Here is an 18,544-nt window from a genome sequence, read left to right as displayed (position 1 = left end):
CACTCGTACAAGTCATGCCTGATGACCATAGCAAGTCGGTCCCACCCCTTCCCATCCCGAACAGGACCGTGAAACGACTTTGCGCCGATGATAGTGCTGCAACCAGTGTGAAAGTAGGTTATCGTCAGGCTAGTTATAAGAAAAACCCCACCAGTGATCTGGTGGGGTTTTTTGCTTTGTAGCAGAGATTCCTGCCATCCAATGCGAATTCATGGACCAGCATCACATGCCACTTAACGCCCCCATTTCATCCGGCCTACGACTGCTGCGCCAGTTCAGCCTCTTCGCCGCCCTGCTGCCTGGCGCAGCGATGGCGCAATCCCTGCCCGCGGCTTGCAATATCGGCGAAGTGGGAACGCTCCCCCTGCAATTCACAGCCAACATGGTCCCGCTGGTGGAAGCCAGTATCAACGGCCATGCCGTCCCGGCGCTGCTCGACCTCGGCCTGCAGACGGCCACGTCGCTCGACAGGAAAACCCTCGAGAAATTGGGCGTGAAAGTGCGCAGCTCGGATAGCAATATCGGCGGCATCCAGGTGTTGAATTCCCTGATCGAGCATTTCGCTGTCGGGAAGATCGAATTCAGGCGAAGCTGGTTCGTCGTCGAGGAATTTCCCCATGAAGGCATCGGCGCGAAGATCGGTGCCAATTACCTGTTGCGGCACGATGTGGAGATCGCCCTGGATGGCGGATATCTCAAGTACTTCAAACCGTCCGGATGCAGCAAGGCGCAGCTGGCCTATTGGGACCCGCGCGCCGCATCGGTCCCTGCCGATATCGACCCGCTGCGCAAGGATCTGCGCCCGTGGTTCAAGGTGCGTATCAATGGCAAGGAGATCTCGGCGGTCCTGTCCACGGCTTCGGCCAACTCGACTATCGACCGCTTCACCGCCGCGCGGATGGGACTGACGCCGGAATCGCCGGGCGCCACGCAGGAAGAGCCGGTCACTGGCTGGTACGAGCGCAGCCAGCCTGTCTGGAGCGTGCCTGTCCCGCAGATGTCGATCGGCGACCTGGCGGTGAAGGATTTTCGCCTGCACCTGATGAACCTGGACCTGTCAGGCGAAATGCTGATCCTGGGGGCGGACTTCCTGCGGCAACACCGCGTCTATATCGCCATGGGCCAACGCAAAATCTACTTCTCGAAGGTAGAGCCCAGACCAGAGCCGTGACGATCAGCCCTACAATAGGCCATGCGTATCCTTATCATTGAAGACCACCCGGATATCCTGGCCAACCTGTACGGCTTTTTCGAACCGAAGGGCCACGTGCTCGATTCCGCCCGGAATGGCTATGGCGGCCTCGCGCTCGCTTCGGAGAACGATTATGACGTCATCATCCTCGACGTCATGCTGCCCGGCCTGAACGGCCTGGAGCTGTGCCAGAAACTGCGCACCGAGCTGGGTAAGACCACGCCGGTACTCATGCTCACCGCCCGCGACAGCCTGCCCGACAAGGTGGCCGGCTTCGACAGCGGCGCCGACGACTACCTCGTCAAGCCCTTCTCGCTGGTGGAACTCGAGGTGCGCCTGAAAGCGCTGGTGCGCCGCTCCGCAGGTGGACACAGCGTCAAGGCGGCGATGCGCTTCGGCGAGCTGAGCTACGATCCCGACACCCAGAAGGCATCGCGCGCCGGCGTGCCGGTCGTGCTGACCAAGACCGGCTATGTCCTCCTGCGCGCGCTCATCTCCGCCGCGCCGCGCATCGTGACGCGCGAAGCGCTCGAGCAGGCTGTCTGGGGCGACCACCGTCCCGATAGCGATGCACTGCGCACGCACATCCACGCGCTGCGCCAGGCGATCGACAAACCGTTTGCCTTCCCCATGCTGCAGACCGTCGCGGGCGTCGGCTACAAGCTGGTGCAAGCCGATGCGCCGCGCTGAATCGCTGCGGCGCCGCATCGTCGTCGCCTTCCTCCTGTTCGGCCTGGTGTCATCGGTCTTCTTCGCCGTGATCGCCGCTGCCGCCGTCGAGGGGATCGAAATACAACTGGTCGACAACCGCCTGGCGGCCGCCGCGGCCTGGGCGGCGCCGCGCCAGGCGGCCGGCCTCAGTGTCGACATGCCGGCAGGCCTGCGCTTCCATCGCAACGACGCCGTCCCGGCGCCGCTGCGCGGACTGGACGATGGCGTGCACATCCTCGATGTCGATGGCGCCCGCCTGCACGTCCTCGCCGGCCATGACGACGCCGGCCGCTACGTGCTGGTGGATCACGAGAGCGATTACGACAAGATCGAGCTGGTCGTGTACTCGATGTACGCGGTGTGCTTCGCCGGCTTCCTGGCCTTCGCCGCGATCCTGGGACGTTTCCTCGGCACCCGCGTGGTCACACCGATCACCCAGCTGGCCGATTCGGTCGGCGCCCAGCTCCAGCCTGCCGACCTGACCTCGCGCGCGGACGAACTCGGGGTCCTCGCGCGCGCGCTCGAGCGGCACACCAGCGAGCTGCGCGCGGTCCTCGACCGCGAGCGCTATTTCACCGGAGACGTCAGCCACGAGCTGCGCAGCCCCCTGACCGTCATCATGGGCGCGGCCGAGATCCTGATGGATGGGGCGCACGCGCCGGCCATCCGCGCGCCGGCGGAGCGCATCTACCGCGCCGCGCGCGAAGCGGCCGAATGCGTCACCGTCCTGCTGCTGCTGGCCCGCGCGCCCGAACTGAAGGCGCTGCCGCCGGTGCCGGTCGACGAGATCGCCGGCGACGAGGTCGAACGCTACCGCTACCTGGTTGCGGACAAGCCGGTCGCGCTGCGCTTCGTGGACGGCGCCAGCTTCGGCGTCTGCGCTCCGCGCGAGCTGTGCGCCACCGCCATCGGCAACCTGCTGCGCAACGCCTGCCAGTACACGGAGCGCGGCGAGGTCAGCGTCACCGTGTCGCCGGGCAGGGTGACGGTCGAGGACACCGGCCCGGGCCTGCCGCCGGCGGTGCGCGACACCCTCGGCAAGGGCGGCGCCGTGCCTTCGCGCGGCTCGGCGGGCACCGGCCTTGGCCTCGCGCTGGCGCGGCGCATCTGCGACTACCTGCACGCGGACTTCGCCTACGAGGACCGTCCAGGTGGCGGCAGCCGCTTCACCATCGGCTTTGCGCCCGATTTGACGCGGCCTTGACGCGGCGCTGATCCCGGCCTGCTTCCACACCGCGAACGCGTCGATTCACCGCAGCCGGAGCGCCGCGCGCCTGATCGCTGCCGCCGATTCCTGCCGGCAGCGATCATTGCGACGCGTCCTCGGTCGACAGCTCCAGCCGCGCCTCGCCGATACCGATCACGGCGCCGCGCGGGCTGTTCTCCCCATCCACGCGCACGAAGGACACCGAGAGCATGCCGACCTGGAGTGCCGAGAGGCGCGCCAGGGCGTCCCCGATCGGATAGCGCACCTGCGCATGGCCGCCGTGATGGGCTGCGGCGGCGATCTCGAACGCGCCCAGGGTCCCGAGCAGCACGCTGGTCGGCCGGCCGCCGGACCGGTTCGCCGGGAGATTCAGGAAGACCTGGTAATAGAACCCCCCGTCCCGCCCGATATTGGTCATTTCGAGGTGCTCGAGGACGATATGCGCCGAGCGGTACTTCCTGGTGTTGCGCGGGACCGTCACACGATTGCCGCGCGCGACTTCCGCCAGCGCGGTGCCGTATTCCGAGCTGACCGGCAGCTGGACGCTGACCGAACGTTCGTCCAGGCCGACGTTGCGCGCACCGCCCAGTGCGAACGTGGTCTCGCTGGTCTGGCGGGCCCCCGTGATGTGGAAGGTGCCGAGCGGCGGCGCCGAGCGCAGCGTGTCTTCCGGCGTCGCCTGCGCAAGCTGGATGCGGGGATTGCCGGCGGCGGCGAGCGGCGGGAGCGAGGCGGGCATGGCTTCGTTCTGGTAATAGTAGGCCAGTATGCCGCGGGTGCTGTAGGTCGAGGTCCTCTTCATCGTCAGGCTCGAGGTATAGGTGTGGTTGCCCGACCAGTAGCTGTTCGTCGACGCAGGCATCTTGCGGCCGCCGCCCGCGGCCACCCAGGCGTTCCACAGCCTGTCGACGTTGGCATGGTGCAGCCAGAAGATGGGGTCGTTGGGCGACTCCATCGTGGCCATCACGTTGCCGATGAGGTTGTGGATCGGATTGTGCGGCGCGCTTTCCATGACCGGCTCGAAGGCATTGGTCTGGCCGCGCTGGAAATTGGTGTACGTCGGTCCGAAAGGCGTCAGGGTCAGGGCCTGCCGCACATTCGTGTTGCGGCGGCTGACGTAGAGAGGATTATTGGTGCTCGGGTAGGTGAACTCGGCCGGCAGCGTCGAATAGGAATAGTAGTCCCAGTACGGAAGAACGAGCTTGCTGTCGCCGGAGACCGTGCGCAGCTGGCGCTCGAAATAGAACAGGTAGCCGCGGTGCCATGCGAGGAAGTAGGCGGTATTGTGCGGACAGCGCTGGACGTGGATGTTCTTCCAGTAGGCCCAGCTGTTCGGGCTGGAGGAATTCGTGTTCGCCTTCATCAGCCGCACGGCATTGAGCAGCGAATCGTATTGCGTCGTCGTCTTGAAGGTTTGCCACTCCGGACGAACCAGCAGGCTGGTCTGGGCAAGGAGGTCGAGCGGGATGGCTGGCGCGCCCAGTGCCACGGCCGAGCGCTGAAGAAATGTTCTTCTGCTCCATTGTTGCTGGGTCATCGTAAGCTCCGTCAAAAGCGATCGCGATCCCAGCAGATTGCTGCCCAGAAAACGTCTCTCTGGGAGCGCTTTTCTGCATCAGGGCGGTCTGCTACACCACAAGAGGTTTGTATGCATTGAGGGTAATCAGACGGTTGACGGCAAGGTTTGATAAATATCAAAAATGGAATGAAACTCTACCGCAGGTGAGAGCTCACCCGGCACGGCCACGCCATGAAAGCCACAGGCGGCAGGCTGGCGGCTATTGCGCGACCGGTTCCGCTTCCTGCGCCTGCGCCTGCCCGCGGCTGATGCTGTCGCCGTCATTGCGCCGCAGGCGCCAGAACACGAAGGCCGAGATCACGGTCAGCGCCGCCAGGGTGGCAAAGCCGTGGTGCAGCGCCCGGGTCACCTGCACGTGGTCGGTCTGCGCCACCCCGCCCAGGAACCAGGCGGTGACGATCGAGCCGGCCGCCAGGCCGAAGCTCATCGACAGCTGCTGGAACGATGAAGAGATCGTGCTGGCCATGCTCGAATCGGCCGGCTCGACGTCCGCATAGGCCAGCGTATTCATGCTGGAGAACTGCAGCGAATTGAAGAAACCCAGCAGCAGGCTGATGGCGACGATCACGTACAGCGGCGTGGCAGCCCCCACCAGCGTAAACAGCGCGATGGTCACGCCGATGCAGACCGTGTTCACCAGCAGCACCTGGCGGTAGCCGTAGCGCGCCAGCAGCTTCGGGGCGAACAGCTTCATGCCCATCGCGGCGGCGGCCGAAGGCATCATCAACAGGCCCGACTGCCATGCGGGCCGGCCCAGTCCCAGCTGGTACAGCAGCGGCAGCAGGAAGGGCAGGCCGCCGACGCCGAGCCGGGTCAGGAAGCCGCCCAGCACCGCAATCCGGTAGGTGCGCACCTTCAGCAGCGTGAGGCGCAGCAGCGGATGCTTCGCATGGCAGGCATGCCAGTAGTAGGCCCCCAGCAGCGCCGCCGACAGCGCCAGCAGCAGGGCGGCCGTCAGGCCGTCGAGCGTGTGCTCGCCGAACACCTCGAGCACCCAGGACAGGATCGCGGTGCCGCTGCTGAACAGGATCAGGCCGGGTATGTCGAGCGGGCGCCGCTGGTCGGCCTGGTAGTCTGGCATGTGGCGCCAGACGAAGTACAGCGCCACCAGCCCGACCGGCACGTTGACGAAGAAGATCGCGCGCCACGAGGTCCAGTGCACGATCAGGCCGCCCACGGTCGGGCCGAGCAGGGGGCCGATCAGGGCCGGGATGATGACGAAGTTCATCGCGCCCAGCAGTTCGTTCTTGGGGAAGGTGCGCACGATCGCCAGCCGCCCGACCGGCATCATCATGGCGCCGCCCAGGCCCTGCAGCAGGCGCGCGGCGGTCATCATCTGCGCGTTCAGCGACAGGCCGCACAGCACCGACGCCAGGGTGAAGATCGAGATCGCGATGAAGAACACGCGCCGGGTGCCGAAACGGTCGGCCATCCAGCCGCTCACGGGAATGCCGACCGCCAGGCCGAGGATGTAGCTGGTGACGACCGACTTCAGGCTCAGCGGCGTGACGCCCAGGCTGGCCGCGATGCTGGGAATGGCGGTATTGACGATCGTCGCGTCCAGCTGCTCCATGAACAGGGCAGTGGCGACGAGCCACGGGAGATAGCGCTTGATGGTGCTGGCTGGGGTCAATCGGGCCTCGTGGGTAGGGCGCCGCGATGGCGGACTGGAACCCGATTGTGTCATGAATCGACAGAGGCCCGCGCTCCGCGTCAGCGCTACGCGGGCCTCCATGGAGAGGCTTAGAAGCGGTAGGCCGCCTTGGCGATGAGCCAGTTCGCGCCCGCGTTCGGGCTCTTGATGCTGCCGTTCGAATAGTGCTGGAACTTCAGGCCGAAGTCCCACTTGGCGGTGGTGTAGCCCACGCCCACGTGGTCGGCGAACTGGAAGGCGGTCGACAGTTCCTTGTCCTCGTTCTTGTACAGCTTGGAGAACAGGCTCACGCCGATACCGGCTTCGGCATACCAGCCCAGCTTGTCGTCGGCCTGGTAGCGGAATACCGGGGTCAGGCCGATCACGCCGATGTTCTTCTTCTGGCCCGGCACGTTGCGGTAGGCTTCGAGGCGCCAGAAGGCCAGGTTGGCGTCCCAGTAGCCGCCCAGGTGACGGCCGTTGGAGGCGAACCAGCGCTTGTCCCAGTCCGAGGTCACCGAGACGCGGGCCATTTTCTGTTCCGGGTTGGTGCCGAATTCGAACGATGCGGAATCGATCAGGCCGTCAGCGGCGTGGCCGGCCTGGGCGAACAGGGCGGCGGTGAGCACCGCCAGCGAGGCGCCGGTTTTCTTGAAAGTGAACATATTTTTCTTTCGAAAGAGGAGCGTAAATATAGTGCAATGCGATATTGTACAAGTGCGAACAATACCCTGCTGGCGGCCACCTTGTTATGCGACGAAGGTATGATAGGCGCCCGCCGCAACAGTTTGAATGACATAAAAAACAATGGTCGAACCAACCAATACTCCGCTGTATCCGCTCGCCGCCCCCATGCAGCGCCAGACCGAGGCTGCCGTGCTGCCGCACGACCCGGTCGCCGAGCACATTGCCGCCCACCTCGGCGCGCCTGTCCTGTTCTTCCATGAGACGGAAAGCGATCCGGTCCAGGTCGACATCCACGTGATCGCACCGGGTCCGAACTATCCCTTCCTGCGCCTGGTGACGTCCGGCATGAGCAAGCAGGCCATGAAGGCGCCCGAGGGCGCCCCGGCCTATGCCGAGCTGATGATGTCGCTGCCGCCGGACTGGAAGCTCGACGAGGAGTCGGTCAAGGACGAGCGCTGGTACTGGCCGGTGGCGCTGCTGCGCCATCTTGCGCATTACCCGAACAGGCACGACACCTGGCTCGGCCTCGGCCACACGGTGCCGAACGGCAGCCCGGCCAAGCCGTATACCCCGGCGGTGAAGTTCCGCGGCGCCATCCTGCTGCCGCCGGTGTCCGCGCCCGAACCCTTCCACTCGGTGAACGTGGACGGCAAGGATGTGTATTTCCATTGCGTCGTGCCGCTGTACCAGGAAGAACTGGACCTGGTGCGCCGCCGCGGCTTCCCGGAACTGCTGGACAAGTTCAACGACCACGATGTCACCGACGTGGTCGTGCCCGAGCGCAAGAATACGGCCAAGAAGTTCCTCGGCCTGTTCTAAGGGAACGATCATGAGCGCTGTCACGATCGCATTCCTGGGCATCGGCCTGATGGGCCGTCCGATGGCGACCCGGCTGGCCCAGGCCGGCCACACGGTGCGCGCCTGGAACCGCACTTTCGCCAAGGCGCAGGCCCTGGGCGCCGTGGGCGCCGAGCCGCATGCCGACCTGGCCGGCGCCGTGGCCGGCGCGCAGCTGGTGATCTCGATCCTGGAAGCCGGACCGGTGGTGGGCGGCTTGATCGAGGCGGCGCTGCCCGCGCTGGCGCCGGGCACGCTGTGGATCGACATGAGCTCGACCCGCCAGGACGAGGCCCTGGCCTTCCATGCGAAGCTGGCGGCGCACGGCTGCCGCTTCCTCGACGCCCCCGTCTCGGGCGGCGTGGGCGGGGCGGAAAGCGGGCAACTGGCGATCATGGCGGGCGGCGCCCAGGCCGACTTCGACCAGGCCGCGCCGTTCCTGGGCGCGCTGGGCACGCCGCGCCTGGTGGGCCCGGCCGGCAGCGGCCAGGTGGCCAAGCTGTGCAACCAGCTGATCGTGGGCGCGACCCTGAACGTGGTGGCCGAAGCCCTGCTGCTGGCCCAGGCGGCGGGCGCCGACCCGGTTGCGGTGCGCGAGGCGATCCGCGGAGGATTTGCCGGCAGCCGCATCCTCGAGGTGCACGGGCAGCGCATGCTGGACCGGAACTTCATCCCCGGCGGACAGGTCAAAAGCCAGCTGAAGGATCAGCACAATATCCTGGCCGCCGCCGCGGGGGCCGGGCTGGCGCTGCCGGTGACCGAGCTGGTCACGCGGCAGTACGAATCCATCGCGGCCGAGCTGCCGAGCGCCGACCACGCGGCGGCGCTGCTGGCGCTGGAGCGCCAGAATCCCGGCCTGCGGCTGGGCGACGCGCCGGATCAGCTGCCTTAAACCTTCGGCAAACTCATCTCCGCCAGCCGCACCCAGTAGCTGGCGCCGATCGGCAGCAGGTTGTCGTTGAAGTCATAGCTGGCATTGTGCAGCTGGCAGGGGCCGAGCCCATGCCCGCCCGCACGGTGCGCGCCTTCGCCATTGCCGATGAACACATAGCAGCCCGGCTTGGCCTGCAGCATGAAGGCGAAATCCTCCGCGCCCATGGTCGGCTCGACATTGGCGTCGACCCGCTCCGCGCCCACCACGGCGCGCATGGCCTCGACCGCGAACGCGGTCTGTTCCGGATGGTTCACCAGCGGCGGATAGTTGCGCTTGAAGTCGAACTCGATGCTCGCGCCGAAGCCGGCGGCGATGCCGCTCGCCATCTCGTTCATGCGGCGCTCGATCAGGTCGAGCACCCCGGTGGTGAAGGTGCGCACGGTGCCGACCAGCACCGCTTCGTCCGGGATGATGTTGGTGGCGCTGCCGGCGTGGATCTGGGTGATCGACAGCACTGCCGTTTCCAGCGGGTTCTTTTCGCGCGAAACGATGGTCTGCCAGCCCTGGGCGATCTGCACCGCCACCATCACCGGGTCGATGCCGCGGTGCGGCTGGGCCGCGTGCGCGCCCTTGCCGCGCACCACCACGTGGAACTCGTTGCTGGACGCCATCATCGGCCCTGCCACGACGCCGAAACTGCCTTCGGGAATCCCCGGCCAGTTGTGCATGCCGTATACCGCTTCCATCGGGAACTGTTCGAACAGGCCGTCGTCCATCATGCGCCGGGCGCCGCCGCCGCCTTCCTCGGCCGGCTGGAAAATCACGTACACGGTGCCGTCGAAGTTGCGGTGCTGCGACAGGTAGTGCGCCGCGCCCAGCAGCATCGCCGTGTGGCCGTCGTGGCCGCAGGCGTGCATCTTGCCCGGGTGGCGCGAAGCGTGGTCGAAACCGTTCAGTTCCTGCATCGGCAGCGCGTCCATGTCGGCGCGCAGGCCGATCGCGCGCTGCGAGGTGCCGCTCTTGATGATGCCGACCACGCCGGTGAGGCCGAGGCCGCGCACGATCGGAATGCCCCAGGCCGTCAGGCGCTCGGCCACCATGTCGGCGGTCCGGTGTTCTTCATAGCTCAGTTCCGGATGGGCATGCAGGTCGCGCCGGATGGCCTGTAATTCTGTCTGGAAAGCGAGGATGGGTTCCATTAATTTCATTGGGGTCTCCGTAGTCGTGGCGTGCCTGCAATGCACGCTCTTGGCATGCTTGCATTGCACGTTTTGAACTATTGTAGCCTGCCTCAAACAGACTTAGCCAGTGGGGGTCCCGGCTGCGCAGGAATCGTATAAAGTATTGGTTTTACGAAGTTTTTTAATAAAAAGATGACCACTACCCAAGTCCGTGCGACCTGCCCCCACGATTGCCCCGATACCTGCGCCTTGCTCGTCACCGTCGACAAGGGCGTGGCGACCGAAGTGCGGGGCGATCCGGAGCATCCGACCACGGCTGGGGTGCTGTGCACCAAGGTGTCGCGCTATGTCGAGCGCACCTATCACCCGGACCGCCTGCTGACCCCGATGCGCCGCGTCGGCCGCAAGGGCGAGGGCAAATTCGAACGCATCACCTGGGACCAGGCATTGGACGAGATCGCTACCCGCCTGAAGGACATTGCCGCACGCAACCCGCAGGCCATCTTGCCGTACAGCTATTGCGGCACCATGGGACTGGTGCAGGGCGAGTCGATGGCAATGCGTTTCTTCAACAAGCTGGGCGCCTCCCTGCTCGACCGCACCATTTGCGCCACGGCCGGCGCGACCGGCTACAAGTACACGATCGGCGGCTCGATCGGCACCGACATCGAGGAATTCCAGGACGCCAAGCTGATCCTGATCTGGGGCGGCAATCCGATTGCTTCGAACCTGCATTTCTGGATGCGCGCGCAGGAAGCCAAGCGCCGCGGCGCCAGGCTGATCGCGATCGATCCCTACCGCTCGCTGACGGCCGAGAAATGCCACCAGCATATCGCGCTGCTGCCGGGCACCGACGCCGCGCTGGCGCTGGGCATGATGCATGTGCTGATCAAGGAAGACCTGATCGACCACGACTACGTCGAGAAATACACGCTCGGCTACGAGGAACTGAAGGCGCGCGCCCTGGAATGGACGCCGGAACGCAGCGCCGAGACCTGCGGCATCACGGTCGGGGAAGTGGTGGAACTGGCGCGCCTGTATGGCCAGACCGCGAAGCGGGGCGAGCCGGTGGCGATCCGCGTCAACTACGGCCTGCAGCGCGTGCGCGGCGGCGGCATGTCGGTGCGTAACGTCGCCTGCCTGCCGGCCCTGGTCGGCGCCTGGCGCCACCCGGCTGGCGGCATCCAGCTCTCGACCTCGGCCTCGTTCCCGGCCAACCGCCCGGCGCTGCAGCGCCCGGACCTGCTGGACGGACGCAAGCCGCGCACCATCAACATGACCACCATCGGCGACGACCTGCTCAAGCAAGCCTCGCCCGACTTCGGCCCGCGGATCGAGGCCGTGATCGTGTACAACGCGAACCCGCTGGCGATCGCGCCGGATTCGCGCAAGGTGCAGCAGGGCTTCGAGCGCGAAGACCTGTTCACCGTCGTGCTCGAGCACTTCCGCACCGACAGCGCCGACTACGCCGACATCCTGCTGCCGGCCACGACCCAGCTCGAACACGTCGATGCCCACCTGGCCTATGGCCACCTGTACATGATGGCGAATAACGCGGCCATCGCACCGGTGGGCGAATCGAAGCCGAACACCGAATTCTTCCGCCTGCTGGCGGCGCGCATGGGTTTCGACGACCCCTGCTTCCAGGAGAGCGACGACGAGATCGCCGCCCAGGCCTTCAATGCGCAGGATACGCGCGCGATCCACTTCGACTGGGAATCGCTCAAGCGCAAGGGCTGGCAGAAACTGAACATGCCCGCGGCGCCATTCGCCGAGGGCGGCTTCCCGACCCCGTCGGGCAAGTGCGAATTTTATTCGAGCAGCATGGCGGCGGACGGGCTCGATCCGGTCCCGACCTATATCGCTCCGTATGAATCGGTCGCTTCCAACCCGGAACTGGCCCGCAAGTATCCGCTGGCGATGATCTCGCCACCGGCACGGAACTTCCTCAACTCAAGCTTTGTCAATGTACAGAGCCTGCGCGCAACCGAGGGCGAGCCGCACCTCGACATCCACCCGATCGATGCCGCCGCACGCGGCATCGCGCACGGCGGGATGGCGCGCATTTTCAACGATCGCGGCTCGTTCGTCGCCCGTGCACGTGTGACCGACAAGGCGCGTCCGGGGCTGGTGGTGGGCTTGTCCGTCTGGTGGAAGAAACTATCCACGGACGGCAAGAACGCCAACGAAGTCACCAGTCAGCGTCTGACCGACATGGGCAGGGCGCCCACTTTCTACGATACCCTGGTGCAGGTCGAACAGGCCGCACCGCCCGACCCGAGATGAAACCGTACCGATTCGCCAAGGCCGTCCGGCCCCTGTTGGTCGCCGCAGCAGCGGCGGCCATGCTGTCCAGCTGCTCCACCCTCAACTATTACTCCCAGGCCGCCCAGGGCCAGCTCGAACTGCTGAGCGACTCACGCCCGATCGACGACTGGATCGCCGATCCCAACACCAACGCCAAGCTGCGCCACCGCCTCGAGACGGCGCGCCAGATCCGCCGCTATGCGATCCAGGAGATGCGCCTGCCGGACAACGGCAGCTACACGAACTACACGCACGTGGGGCGTCCCTACGTGCTGTGGAACGTGGTGGCCACGCCCGAGCTGTCGCTCAAGCCGATGCAGTGGTGCTTCCCGGTGGCCGGCTGCGTGAACTACCGCGGCTACTACAGCAAGGCGGACGCGCAGGCCTACGCCAGGGAACTGCGCACCAAGGGACATGACGTCGAAGTCGGCGGCGTGAGCGCCTACTCGACCCTGGGCTGGTTCAGCGACCCCCTGATATCGACCTTCATCAACTATCCGGACGCCGAGCTGGCGCGCCTGATCTTCCACGAGCTGGCGCACCAGGTCGCCTACGTGCCGGGCGATTCGCAGTTCAACGAATCCTTCGCCAGCGCGGTCGAGGAGGCGGGCGTGGAAGGCTGGCTGGAGCGCTTCGGCAATCCGCTCATGCGCGAGGCATATGGCCGCTACACGGCGCGCAAGAAGGACTTCCTGGCGCTGCTGCTGAAGTACCGTGGCGAGCTGGACCGTACCTACAAGAGCATGGCGCCGGCCGGCGAGAAGCGCGCCACCAAGGCGCGCCTGTTCCTCGCCCTGAAGGACGACTACCAGGTGCTCAAGGCCAGCTGGGGCGGCTACGCCGGCTACGACCGCTTCTTTGCCGAACCGCTGTCGAACGCCCACCTGGCCTCGATCGCGACCTATAACGATTTCGTGCCGGCCTTTCGCGCTTTGCTGCGCCGCGAAAGAACCTGGAACGGCTTCTACAAGTCCGTCAACCAGCTTGCCAGGCTCGACAAGGCGGACCGCCACCGGGTGCTGAAGAGCCTTGGCGCGACCGTCACGCCGGCGCCGATGGTGGTGCAGCGCAGCATCGGCGGCGCGAGGTAGAGGAGGCGTTCCAATCGCCCCAAAAGCGCTTGCGCGCAGAAGCACTGCCCGATAGCATCACAATCAGCTATACCCAAAGGCATGCGCTTCGCGCGCCTGCGCGCCAGCAGCATACCGCCAGGACGCTCGACCAGAACGATAACTATTTCGAGACAGAGGCATCGATGGACAAAATTTGGCTGAAATCGTATCCCGCGGGCGTGCCGGCGGAGATCAATCCAGATCAATATGGCTCGCTGGTGCATTTGCTGGAAGAATCCTTCCGTAAGTACGCCGAGCGGAATGCCTATGTCTGCATGGACAAGTTCCTGACGTACGGGGAGCTCGATGCCTACTCGAAGAAACTGGCCGCCTGGCTGCAGAGCCGCGGCATGGCGCCGGGTGCGCGCGTGGCGATCATGATGCCGAACGTGCTGCAATATCCGATCGCGCTGGCGGCCGTGCTGCGCGCCGGCTACACGGTGGTCAACGTCAACCCGCTGTACACCGCGCGCGAGCTCGAGCACCAGATCAAGGACTCGGGCAGCGAAGCGATCATCGTGCTGGAGAATTTCGCCCACACGGTGCAGCAGGTGATGGGCAAGACCCCGCTGCGCCACGTGGTGGTGGCGAGCATGGGCGAGATGCTGGGCGGCCTGAAGGGCATGCTGGTCAACTTCGTCGTGCGCAACGTGAAGAAGATGGTGCCGGACTTCGCCCTGCCGAACATGGTGTGCTTCAAGGACGCGCTGGCGCAGGGCGCGAAAATGCCGTTCACGAAGCCGCAGCTGAAGGCCGACGACGTCGCCTTCCTGCAGTACACCGGCGGCACCACCGGGGTGTCGAAGGGCGCCACGCTCACGCACCGCAACGTGATCGCCAACGTGCTGCAGACCGAAGCCTGGTCCGGGCCGGCGATGAACGGCATCGCCCCGGGCGAGCAGACGGTGATCGTGTGCGCGCTGCCGCTGTACCACATCTTCGCGCTGACGGCCTGCGCGATGTGGGGCATGCGCACCGGCGCGCTGAACGTGCTGATCGTGAACCCGCGCGACATCCCGGGCTTCATCAAGGAACTGGCGAAGTACCGCATCAACATGCTGCCGGCGGTGAACACGCTGTACAACGCGCTGGTCAACCACCCCGATTTCGCCAAGCTCGATTTCTCGGGCCTGCGGGTGTCGAACGGCGGCGGCATGGCGGTGCAGAAGGCGGTCAACGACAAGTGGAAGCAGGTCACCGGCACCAGCATCATCGAAGGCTACGGCCTGTCGGAGACCTCGCCGGTGGCGACCTGCAACCGCGCCGACATCAAGGAATTCTCGGGCACCATCGGCCTGCCGGTGCCGTCGACCGACATCGCGATCCTGGACGACGAAGGCAAGCCGATGGCGCTGGGCCAGATCGGCGAGATCGCGATCCGCGGCCCGCAGGTGATGGCGGGCTACTGGAACCGTCCGGACGAGACGGCCAAGGTCATGACGCCGGACGGCTTCTTCAAGTCGGGCGACGTCGGCGTGATGGACGAAAACGGCTACGTGAAGATCGTGGACCGCAAGAAGGACATGATCCTGGTGTCGGGCTTCAATGTCTATCCGAACGAACTGGAAGGCGTGATCGCCGGGCACCCGGGCGTGCTCGAATGCGCGGTGATCGGGGTGCCGGACGAGAATTCCGGCGAGGCGGTGAAGGTGTTCGTGGTGCGCAAGGACCCGAACCTGACTGCCGAGCAGTTGATGGACTACTGCAAGCAGCAGTTCACCGGCTACAAGAAACCGAAGTACATCGAATTCCGCGACGAACTGCCGAAGACGAATGTCGGCAAGATCCTGCGGCGCGCGCTGAGGGAAGAGAAGCAGCCGGCGTAAGGCAAACGGGGTTCGGAAGGCGAGAAGCCGCCCCAGACCGGGCGGCTTTTCGCATTTTATTGGATACAACATGGAAGGTAAGGCAGCGATGGACAAATTTTGGCTCAAGTCGTACGAGGCGGCGGTACCTGCGGACATCGATCCGACCCAGTACCGGTCCCTGACGCATTTGCTCGAGGAGGCGTTCCGCAAGTATGCCGACCGCAAGGCCTATGTCTGCATGGGCAAGTCCCTGAGCTTCGCCGAACTGGACAAGCTGTCGCAGCGCATGGCGGCCTGGCTGCAGGGCCGCGGCCTGAAGCCGGGCGCGCGCGTGGCGATCATGATGCCGAACGTGCTGCAGTATCCGGTGGCGCTGGCGGCCGTGCTGCGCGCCGGCTACGTGATCGTCAACGTCAATCCGCTGTACACCCCGCGCGAACTGCAGCACCAGCTGATCGACTCGGGCGCCGAAGCCATCGTCGTGCTGGAGAACTTCGCGCACACGCTCGAGCAGGTGATCGCCAGGACCGAGGTGAAGCACGTGGTGGTGGCGACCATGGGCGACCTGCTGGGCGCCCTCAAGGGCACCATCGTGAACCTGGTGGTGCGCAAGATGAAGAAGATGGTGCCGGGCTATTCGCTGCCGGGCGCGATCGGCTTCAAGCGCATGCTGGCCGAGGGCGGGCGCGCGAGCATGAAGCCGGTCACGACCGGCCATGACGACATCGCCTTCCTGCAGTACACGGGCGGCACCACCGGCGTGTCGAAGGGCGCCGTGCTGCTGCACCGCCAAGTGATCGCCAACGTGCTGCAGAACGAAGCCTGGTTCAACCCGACCCTGAGCCGCCTGAAGCCGGGCGAGCAGGCGCAGTTCGTGTGCGCGCTGCCGCTGTACCACATCTATGCGCTGACCGTGTGCGCGCTGCTGGGCCTGCGCACCGGCGGCATGAACCTCCTGATCCCGAACCCGCGCGACATCCAGGGCTTCATCAAGGAACTGGGCGGCTACCGCATCAACGTCTTCCCGGCCGTGAACACGCTGTACAACGGCCTGGTGAACAATCCGGAATTCGCCAAGCTCGACTTCTCGGGCCTGATGGTGTGCCCGGGCGGCGGCATGGCGGTGCAGAAGGCGGTGGCCGACAAGTGGCTGAAGCTGACCGGCACCCCGATCGTCGAGGGCTATGGCCTGTCCGAGACCTCGCCGGTGGTGACCGCGAACCGCTGCGACATCACCGACTTCACCGGCACCATCGGGCTGCCGCTGCCGTCGACCGAGGTCCGCATCCTGGACGACGCCGGCAACGAGCTGCCGTTCGGCCAGGCCGGCGAGATCGCGGTGCGCGGCCCGCAGGTGATGGCGGGCTACTGGAAGCGCGACGACGAGACGGCCAAGGTCATGACCGCGGACGGCTTCTTCAAGACCGGCGACGTCGGCATCATGGACGAGAAGGGCTATACCCGCATCGTCGACCGCAAGAAGGACATGATCCTGGTGTCGGGCTTCAACGTGTACCCGAACGAGGTGGAGGGCGTGGTCGCCGCGCACCCGGGGGTGCTGGAAGTGGCCTGCGTGGGCGTGCCGGACCAGAACTCGGGCGAGGCGGTCAAGCTGTACATCGTGCGCAAGGATCCGGGCCTGAAGTCGGAAGACCTGATGGCCTTCTGCAAGGAGCAGCTGACCGGGTACAAGCGGCCGAAGTTCATCGAGTTCCGCGAGTCGCTGCCGAAGACCAACGTGGGCAAGATCCTGCGGCGCGAACTGAGGGATGAGAAGCCGAAGCAGACGGCGTAGCAAGTAGAGTGGGCGGCTTTGCCGCCCACTCTACAAGCGCTCCAGCGCCGCCTTCCCCTCGTTCACCCTGAACGAGGCCAGCACCCTCACCGCCGACTGCGCATCCCGCACGTCATCCAGCCCCATGAAGCGGTTCACCACCGCCTTCGGCGTCACTTCCATCATCATGTACCCGCGCCGGTCGCTCCGCCCATACTTCATGTGCGGATTGTGCGCCACATGCTCCAGGGTGCGCGCCTGCGAGCGTGAGCTGGAGGTGATCGAGGTCCCGCAAAACTCGGTCGCCACCACCCGGTTCCGCCCGGTCGCCGGGCGCAGGAAATCCGGCCGCAACTCGCAGGCATAGAAGGTATGCACATCCCCGCCCAGCACGACCGGATTGCGCGCGCCCGAGGCCAGCAGGGATTCCAGCAGCCTGCGGCGCGCCAGCGGATAGCCATCCCAGCCATCGCTCCAGACCCGCGCATCGCCCGGCGCGGCCACCGGCACGCTGCTCGACTGCGCCACCAGGGTCTGCTGCGCCAGGAGGTTCCACTGCGCCCGCGACGACGCCAGCCCGGCCGCCAGCCATGCTTCCTGCTCCGTGCCCAGCATCGTGCGCCGCGGGTCGCGCAAGGACGCGCACTCGCGCGCAAAGTAGGCGTTCGAGCCGCCGCGCCCCTTGCGCGGGCAGGCCTGCGGCGAGCGGTACTGGCGGTCGTCCAGTACGTGGATGCGCGCCAGGCGCCCCCAGTCGTAGCGCTGGTACAGGCGCACCGATCCGAAGCCGCCCGGCCGCACCACCGGCAGGCGCAGCGGCATGTGCTCGTAGAAGGCCTGGTAGGCCGCGGCCCGGCGCGCCTCGAAGTCGCGCGACAGGCGTTCGTCGCGCACGCCGGCGTAGTCGTTCACCACCTCGTGGTCGTCCCAGGTCACGATCCAGGGCGCAGCCCGGTGCGCGGCCTGCAGGTCGGGATCGCTCTTGTACTGCGCGTAGCGGCGGCGGTAGTCGTCCAGGGTGAGCGACTCCGGGCCGCGCCGCGCGTAGGATGGATGCTGCAGCTGGTAGGGACCCCATTCGTAGATGTAGTCGCCCAGGAAGGCAACCAGGTCCGGCGCTGCGGCCGCGATGTGGCGGTGCGCCGCGTAGCTGCCGAACTCCCAGTGCTGGCAGGAGGCGACTGCCATCTTCAGCAGCGCGGGCAGGGCGCCGGGGGCAGGGGCGGTGCGGGTGCGGCCGACGGAGCTGACGGCGTCGCCCAGCATGAAGCGGTACCAGTACCAGCGCTCCGGCAGCAGTCCTTTCACGTCCACGTGGACGCTATGGCCGAGCGCGGGCAGGGCGCTCGCGGCGCCGCGCGTCACGATCCGGCGAAACCCTTCGTCTTCCGCGACTTCCCATTGCACCGCCAGCGCCACCGGCGGCGTCGTGCCGGCGCCCAGCGGATCGGCCAGGATGCGCGTCCACAGGATGACGGAATCGGGCAGGGGCGAGCCGGAGGCCACGCCCAGGCTGAACGGGTAGGCGGAACCGGCCGAGGCGGCGCCTTGCAGCAGCGATGCGCCGGCCAGCGCGGCCGACACCCGGGCTCCCTGCAGCAGGAACAGCCGGCGCGGCGCATCCATCGGGTCGGCGCCGGGC

General features: G+C 66.1%; 14 protein-coding genes and 1 rRNA gene. 10 read left to right on the top strand and 5 right to left on the bottom strand.

Features of this window, described 5'->3' with window-relative positions; genetic code table 11:
- Positions 1-17: 17 nt before the first annotated feature.
- From rrf to H162_RS0123600, 4 genes are all read left to right on the top strand, one after another.
- Positions 18-130: ribosomal RNA gene (rrf, locus tag H162_RS0123615) — 5S ribosomal RNA — on the top strand.
- An 81-nt stretch (positions 131-211) separates the two neighbouring features.
- The gene (locus H162_RS0123610) at positions 212-1,171 is read left to right on the top strand and encodes an aspartyl protease family protein (protein ID WP_084677109.1); all 960 of its coding nucleotides are present in this window, start codon (positions 212-214) and stop codon (positions 1,169-1,171) included.
- Between the two features lie 21 nt (positions 1,172-1,192).
- Positions 1,193-1,882 (top strand): response regulator transcription factor, encoded by a 690-nt coding sequence (locus H162_RS0123605; protein ID WP_020655960.1) that lies wholly within the window; start codon positions 1,193-1,195, stop codon positions 1,880-1,882.
- On the top strand, positions 1,869-3,107 hold the full coding sequence (locus H162_RS0123600; RefSeq protein WP_020655959.1) for a sensor histidine kinase: 1,239 nt from the start codon (positions 1,869-1,871) through the stop codon (positions 3,105-3,107). The genes H162_RS0123605 and H162_RS0123600 overlap by 14 nt, the downstream gene beginning before the upstream one ends.
- Before the next feature lie 103 nt (positions 3,108-3,210).
- Here H162_RS0123600 and H162_RS0123595 read toward each other — a convergent pair whose 3' ends face one another.
- The 3 genes from H162_RS0123595 to H162_RS0123585 form a co-directional block, all read right to left on the bottom strand.
- The gene (locus H162_RS0123595; RefSeq protein ID WP_084677108.1) at positions 3,211-4,647 is read right to left on the bottom strand and encodes a tyrosinase family protein; all 1,437 of its coding nucleotides are present in this window, start codon (positions 4,645-4,647) and stop codon (positions 3,211-3,213) included.
- Positions 4,648-4,888: 241 nt separating this feature from the next.
- The gene (locus H162_RS0123590; RefSeq protein WP_020655957.1) at positions 4,889-6,322 is read right to left on the bottom strand and encodes a DHA2 family efflux MFS transporter permease subunit; all 1,434 of its coding nucleotides are present in this window, start codon (positions 6,320-6,322) and stop codon (positions 4,889-4,891) included.
- Positions 6,323-6,432: 110 nt separating this feature from the next.
- On the bottom strand, positions 6,433-6,987 hold the full coding sequence (locus H162_RS0123585) for an acyloxyacyl hydrolase (RefSeq protein WP_020655956.1): 555 nt from the start codon (positions 6,985-6,987) through the stop codon (positions 6,433-6,435).
- Between the two features lie 142 nt (positions 6,988-7,129).
- Between H162_RS0123585 and H162_RS0123580 the strand changes: the two genes are divergently transcribed.
- Together H162_RS0123580 and H162_RS0123575 are read left to right on the top strand one after the other, a co-directional pair.
- Positions 7,130-7,828: a suppressor of fused domain protein gene (locus tag H162_RS0123580; protein WP_020655955.1), complete on the top strand. Its 699-nt coding sequence runs from the start codon at positions 7,130-7,132 to the stop codon at positions 7,826-7,828.
- Between the two features lie 10 nt (positions 7,829-7,838).
- Positions 7,839-8,738, top strand: a complete 900-nt coding sequence (locus H162_RS0123575; RefSeq protein ID WP_020655954.1) for an NAD(P)-dependent oxidoreductase — start codon at positions 7,839-7,841, stop codon at positions 8,736-8,738.
- Here H162_RS0123575 and H162_RS0123570 read toward each other — a convergent pair.
- Positions 8,735-9,928 carry a M20 aminoacylase family protein gene (locus tag H162_RS0123570; RefSeq protein ID WP_026355004.1) on the bottom strand — a complete coding sequence of 398 codons (1,194 nt, stop codon included), beginning with the start codon at positions 9,926-9,928 and terminating at the stop codon, positions 8,735-8,737. The genes H162_RS0123575 and H162_RS0123570 overlap by 4 nt on opposite strands.
- 165 nt (positions 9,929-10,093) lie before the next feature.
- Here H162_RS0123570 and H162_RS0123565 point away from each other — a divergent pair, with 165 nt between their 5' ends.
- The 4 genes from H162_RS0123565 (at position 10,094) to H162_RS0123550 (ending at position 16,923) form a co-directional block, all read left to right on the top strand.
- Positions 10,094-12,187 (top strand): molybdopterin-containing oxidoreductase family protein, encoded by a 2,094-nt coding sequence (locus tag H162_RS0123565; RefSeq protein WP_020655952.1) that lies wholly within the window; start codon positions 10,094-10,096, stop codon positions 12,185-12,187.
- Positions 12,184-13,299, top strand: coding sequence for an aminopeptidase (locus H162_RS0123560; RefSeq protein ID WP_229452222.1), 1,116 nt, complete (start codon positions 12,184-12,186; stop codon positions 13,297-13,299). The genes H162_RS0123565 and H162_RS0123560 overlap by 4 nt, the downstream gene beginning before the upstream one ends.
- Positions 13,300-13,463: 164 nt before the next feature.
- Positions 13,464-15,146, top strand: coding sequence for a long-chain-fatty-acid--CoA ligase (locus H162_RS0123555; protein WP_026355003.1), 1,683 nt, complete (start codon positions 13,464-13,466; stop codon positions 15,144-15,146).
- A gap of 88 nt (positions 15,147-15,234) precedes the next feature.
- A complete protein-coding gene (locus H162_RS0123550; protein WP_026355002.1) occupies positions 15,235-16,923 on the top strand; it encodes a long-chain-fatty-acid--CoA ligase in 1,689 nt (562 codons plus the stop codon).
- A gap of 30 nt (positions 16,924-16,953) precedes the next feature.
- On the opposite strand, the gene H162_RS0123545 is transcribed toward H162_RS0123550, so the two are convergent.
- A complete protein-coding gene (locus H162_RS0123545; protein ID WP_020655948.1) occupies positions 16,954-18,528 on the bottom strand; it encodes an alkaline phosphatase D family protein in 1,575 nt (524 codons plus the stop codon).
- Positions 18,529-18,544: the final 16 nt, after the last annotated feature.

Source organism: Massilia niastensis DSM 21313 (assembly GCF_000382345.1).
Lineage (GTDB): Bacteria > Pseudomonadota > Gammaproteobacteria > Burkholderiales > Burkholderiaceae_D > Telluria > Telluria niastensis.
Note: the sequence above shows the minus strand (reverse complement) of the source record. Positions and strands in the feature narration are given on the sequence as shown.

What these genes read in the sequence shown, in the direction of transcription:
- H162_RS0123610 (WP_084677109.1), top strand. Translation starts at nt 212, where the DNA reads ATGGACCAGCATCACATGCCACTTAACGCCCCCATTTCATCCGGCCTA.
- H162_RS0123605 (WP_020655960.1), top strand. Translation starts at nt 1,193, where the DNA reads ATGCGTATCCTTATCATTGAAGACCACCCGGATATCCTGGCCAACCTG.
- H162_RS0123600 (WP_020655959.1), top strand. Translation starts at nt 1,869, where the DNA reads ATGCGCCGCGCTGAATCGCTGCGGCGCCGCATCGTCGTCGCCTTCCTC.
- H162_RS0123595 (WP_084677108.1), bottom strand. Translation starts at nt 4,647, where the DNA reads ATGACCCAGCAACAATGGAGCAGAAGAACATTTCTTCAGCGCTCGGCC.
- H162_RS0123585 (WP_020655956.1), bottom strand. Translation starts at nt 6,987, where the DNA reads ATGTTCACTTTCAAGAAAACCGGCGCCTCGCTGGCGGTGCTCACCGCC.
- H162_RS0123580 (WP_020655955.1), top strand. Translation starts at nt 7,130, where the DNA reads ATGGTCGAACCAACCAATACTCCGCTGTATCCGCTCGCCGCCCCCATG.
- H162_RS0123575 (WP_020655954.1), top strand. Translation starts at nt 7,839, where the DNA reads ATGAGCGCTGTCACGATCGCATTCCTGGGCATCGGCCTGATGGGCCGT.
- H162_RS0123570 (WP_026355004.1), bottom strand. Translation starts at nt 9,928, where the DNA reads ATGAAATTAATGGAACCCATCCTCGCTTTCCAGACAGAATTACAGGCC.
- H162_RS0123565 (WP_020655952.1), top strand. Translation starts at nt 10,094, where the DNA reads ATGACCACTACCCAAGTCCGTGCGACCTGCCCCCACGATTGCCCCGAT.
- H162_RS0123560 (WP_229452222.1), top strand. Translation starts at nt 12,184, where the DNA reads ATGAAACCGTACCGATTCGCCAAGGCCGTCCGGCCCCTGTTGGTCGCC.
- H162_RS0123555 (WP_026355003.1), top strand. Translation starts at nt 13,464, where the DNA reads ATGGACAAAATTTGGCTGAAATCGTATCCCGCGGGCGTGCCGGCGGAG.
- H162_RS0123550 (WP_026355002.1), top strand. Translation starts at nt 15,235, where the DNA reads ATGGACAAATTTTGGCTCAAGTCGTACGAGGCGGCGGTACCTGCGGAC.
- H162_RS0123545 (WP_020655948.1), bottom strand. Translation starts at nt 18,528, where the DNA reads ATGGATGCGCCGCGCCGGCTGTTCCTGCTGCAGGGAGCCCGGGTGTCG.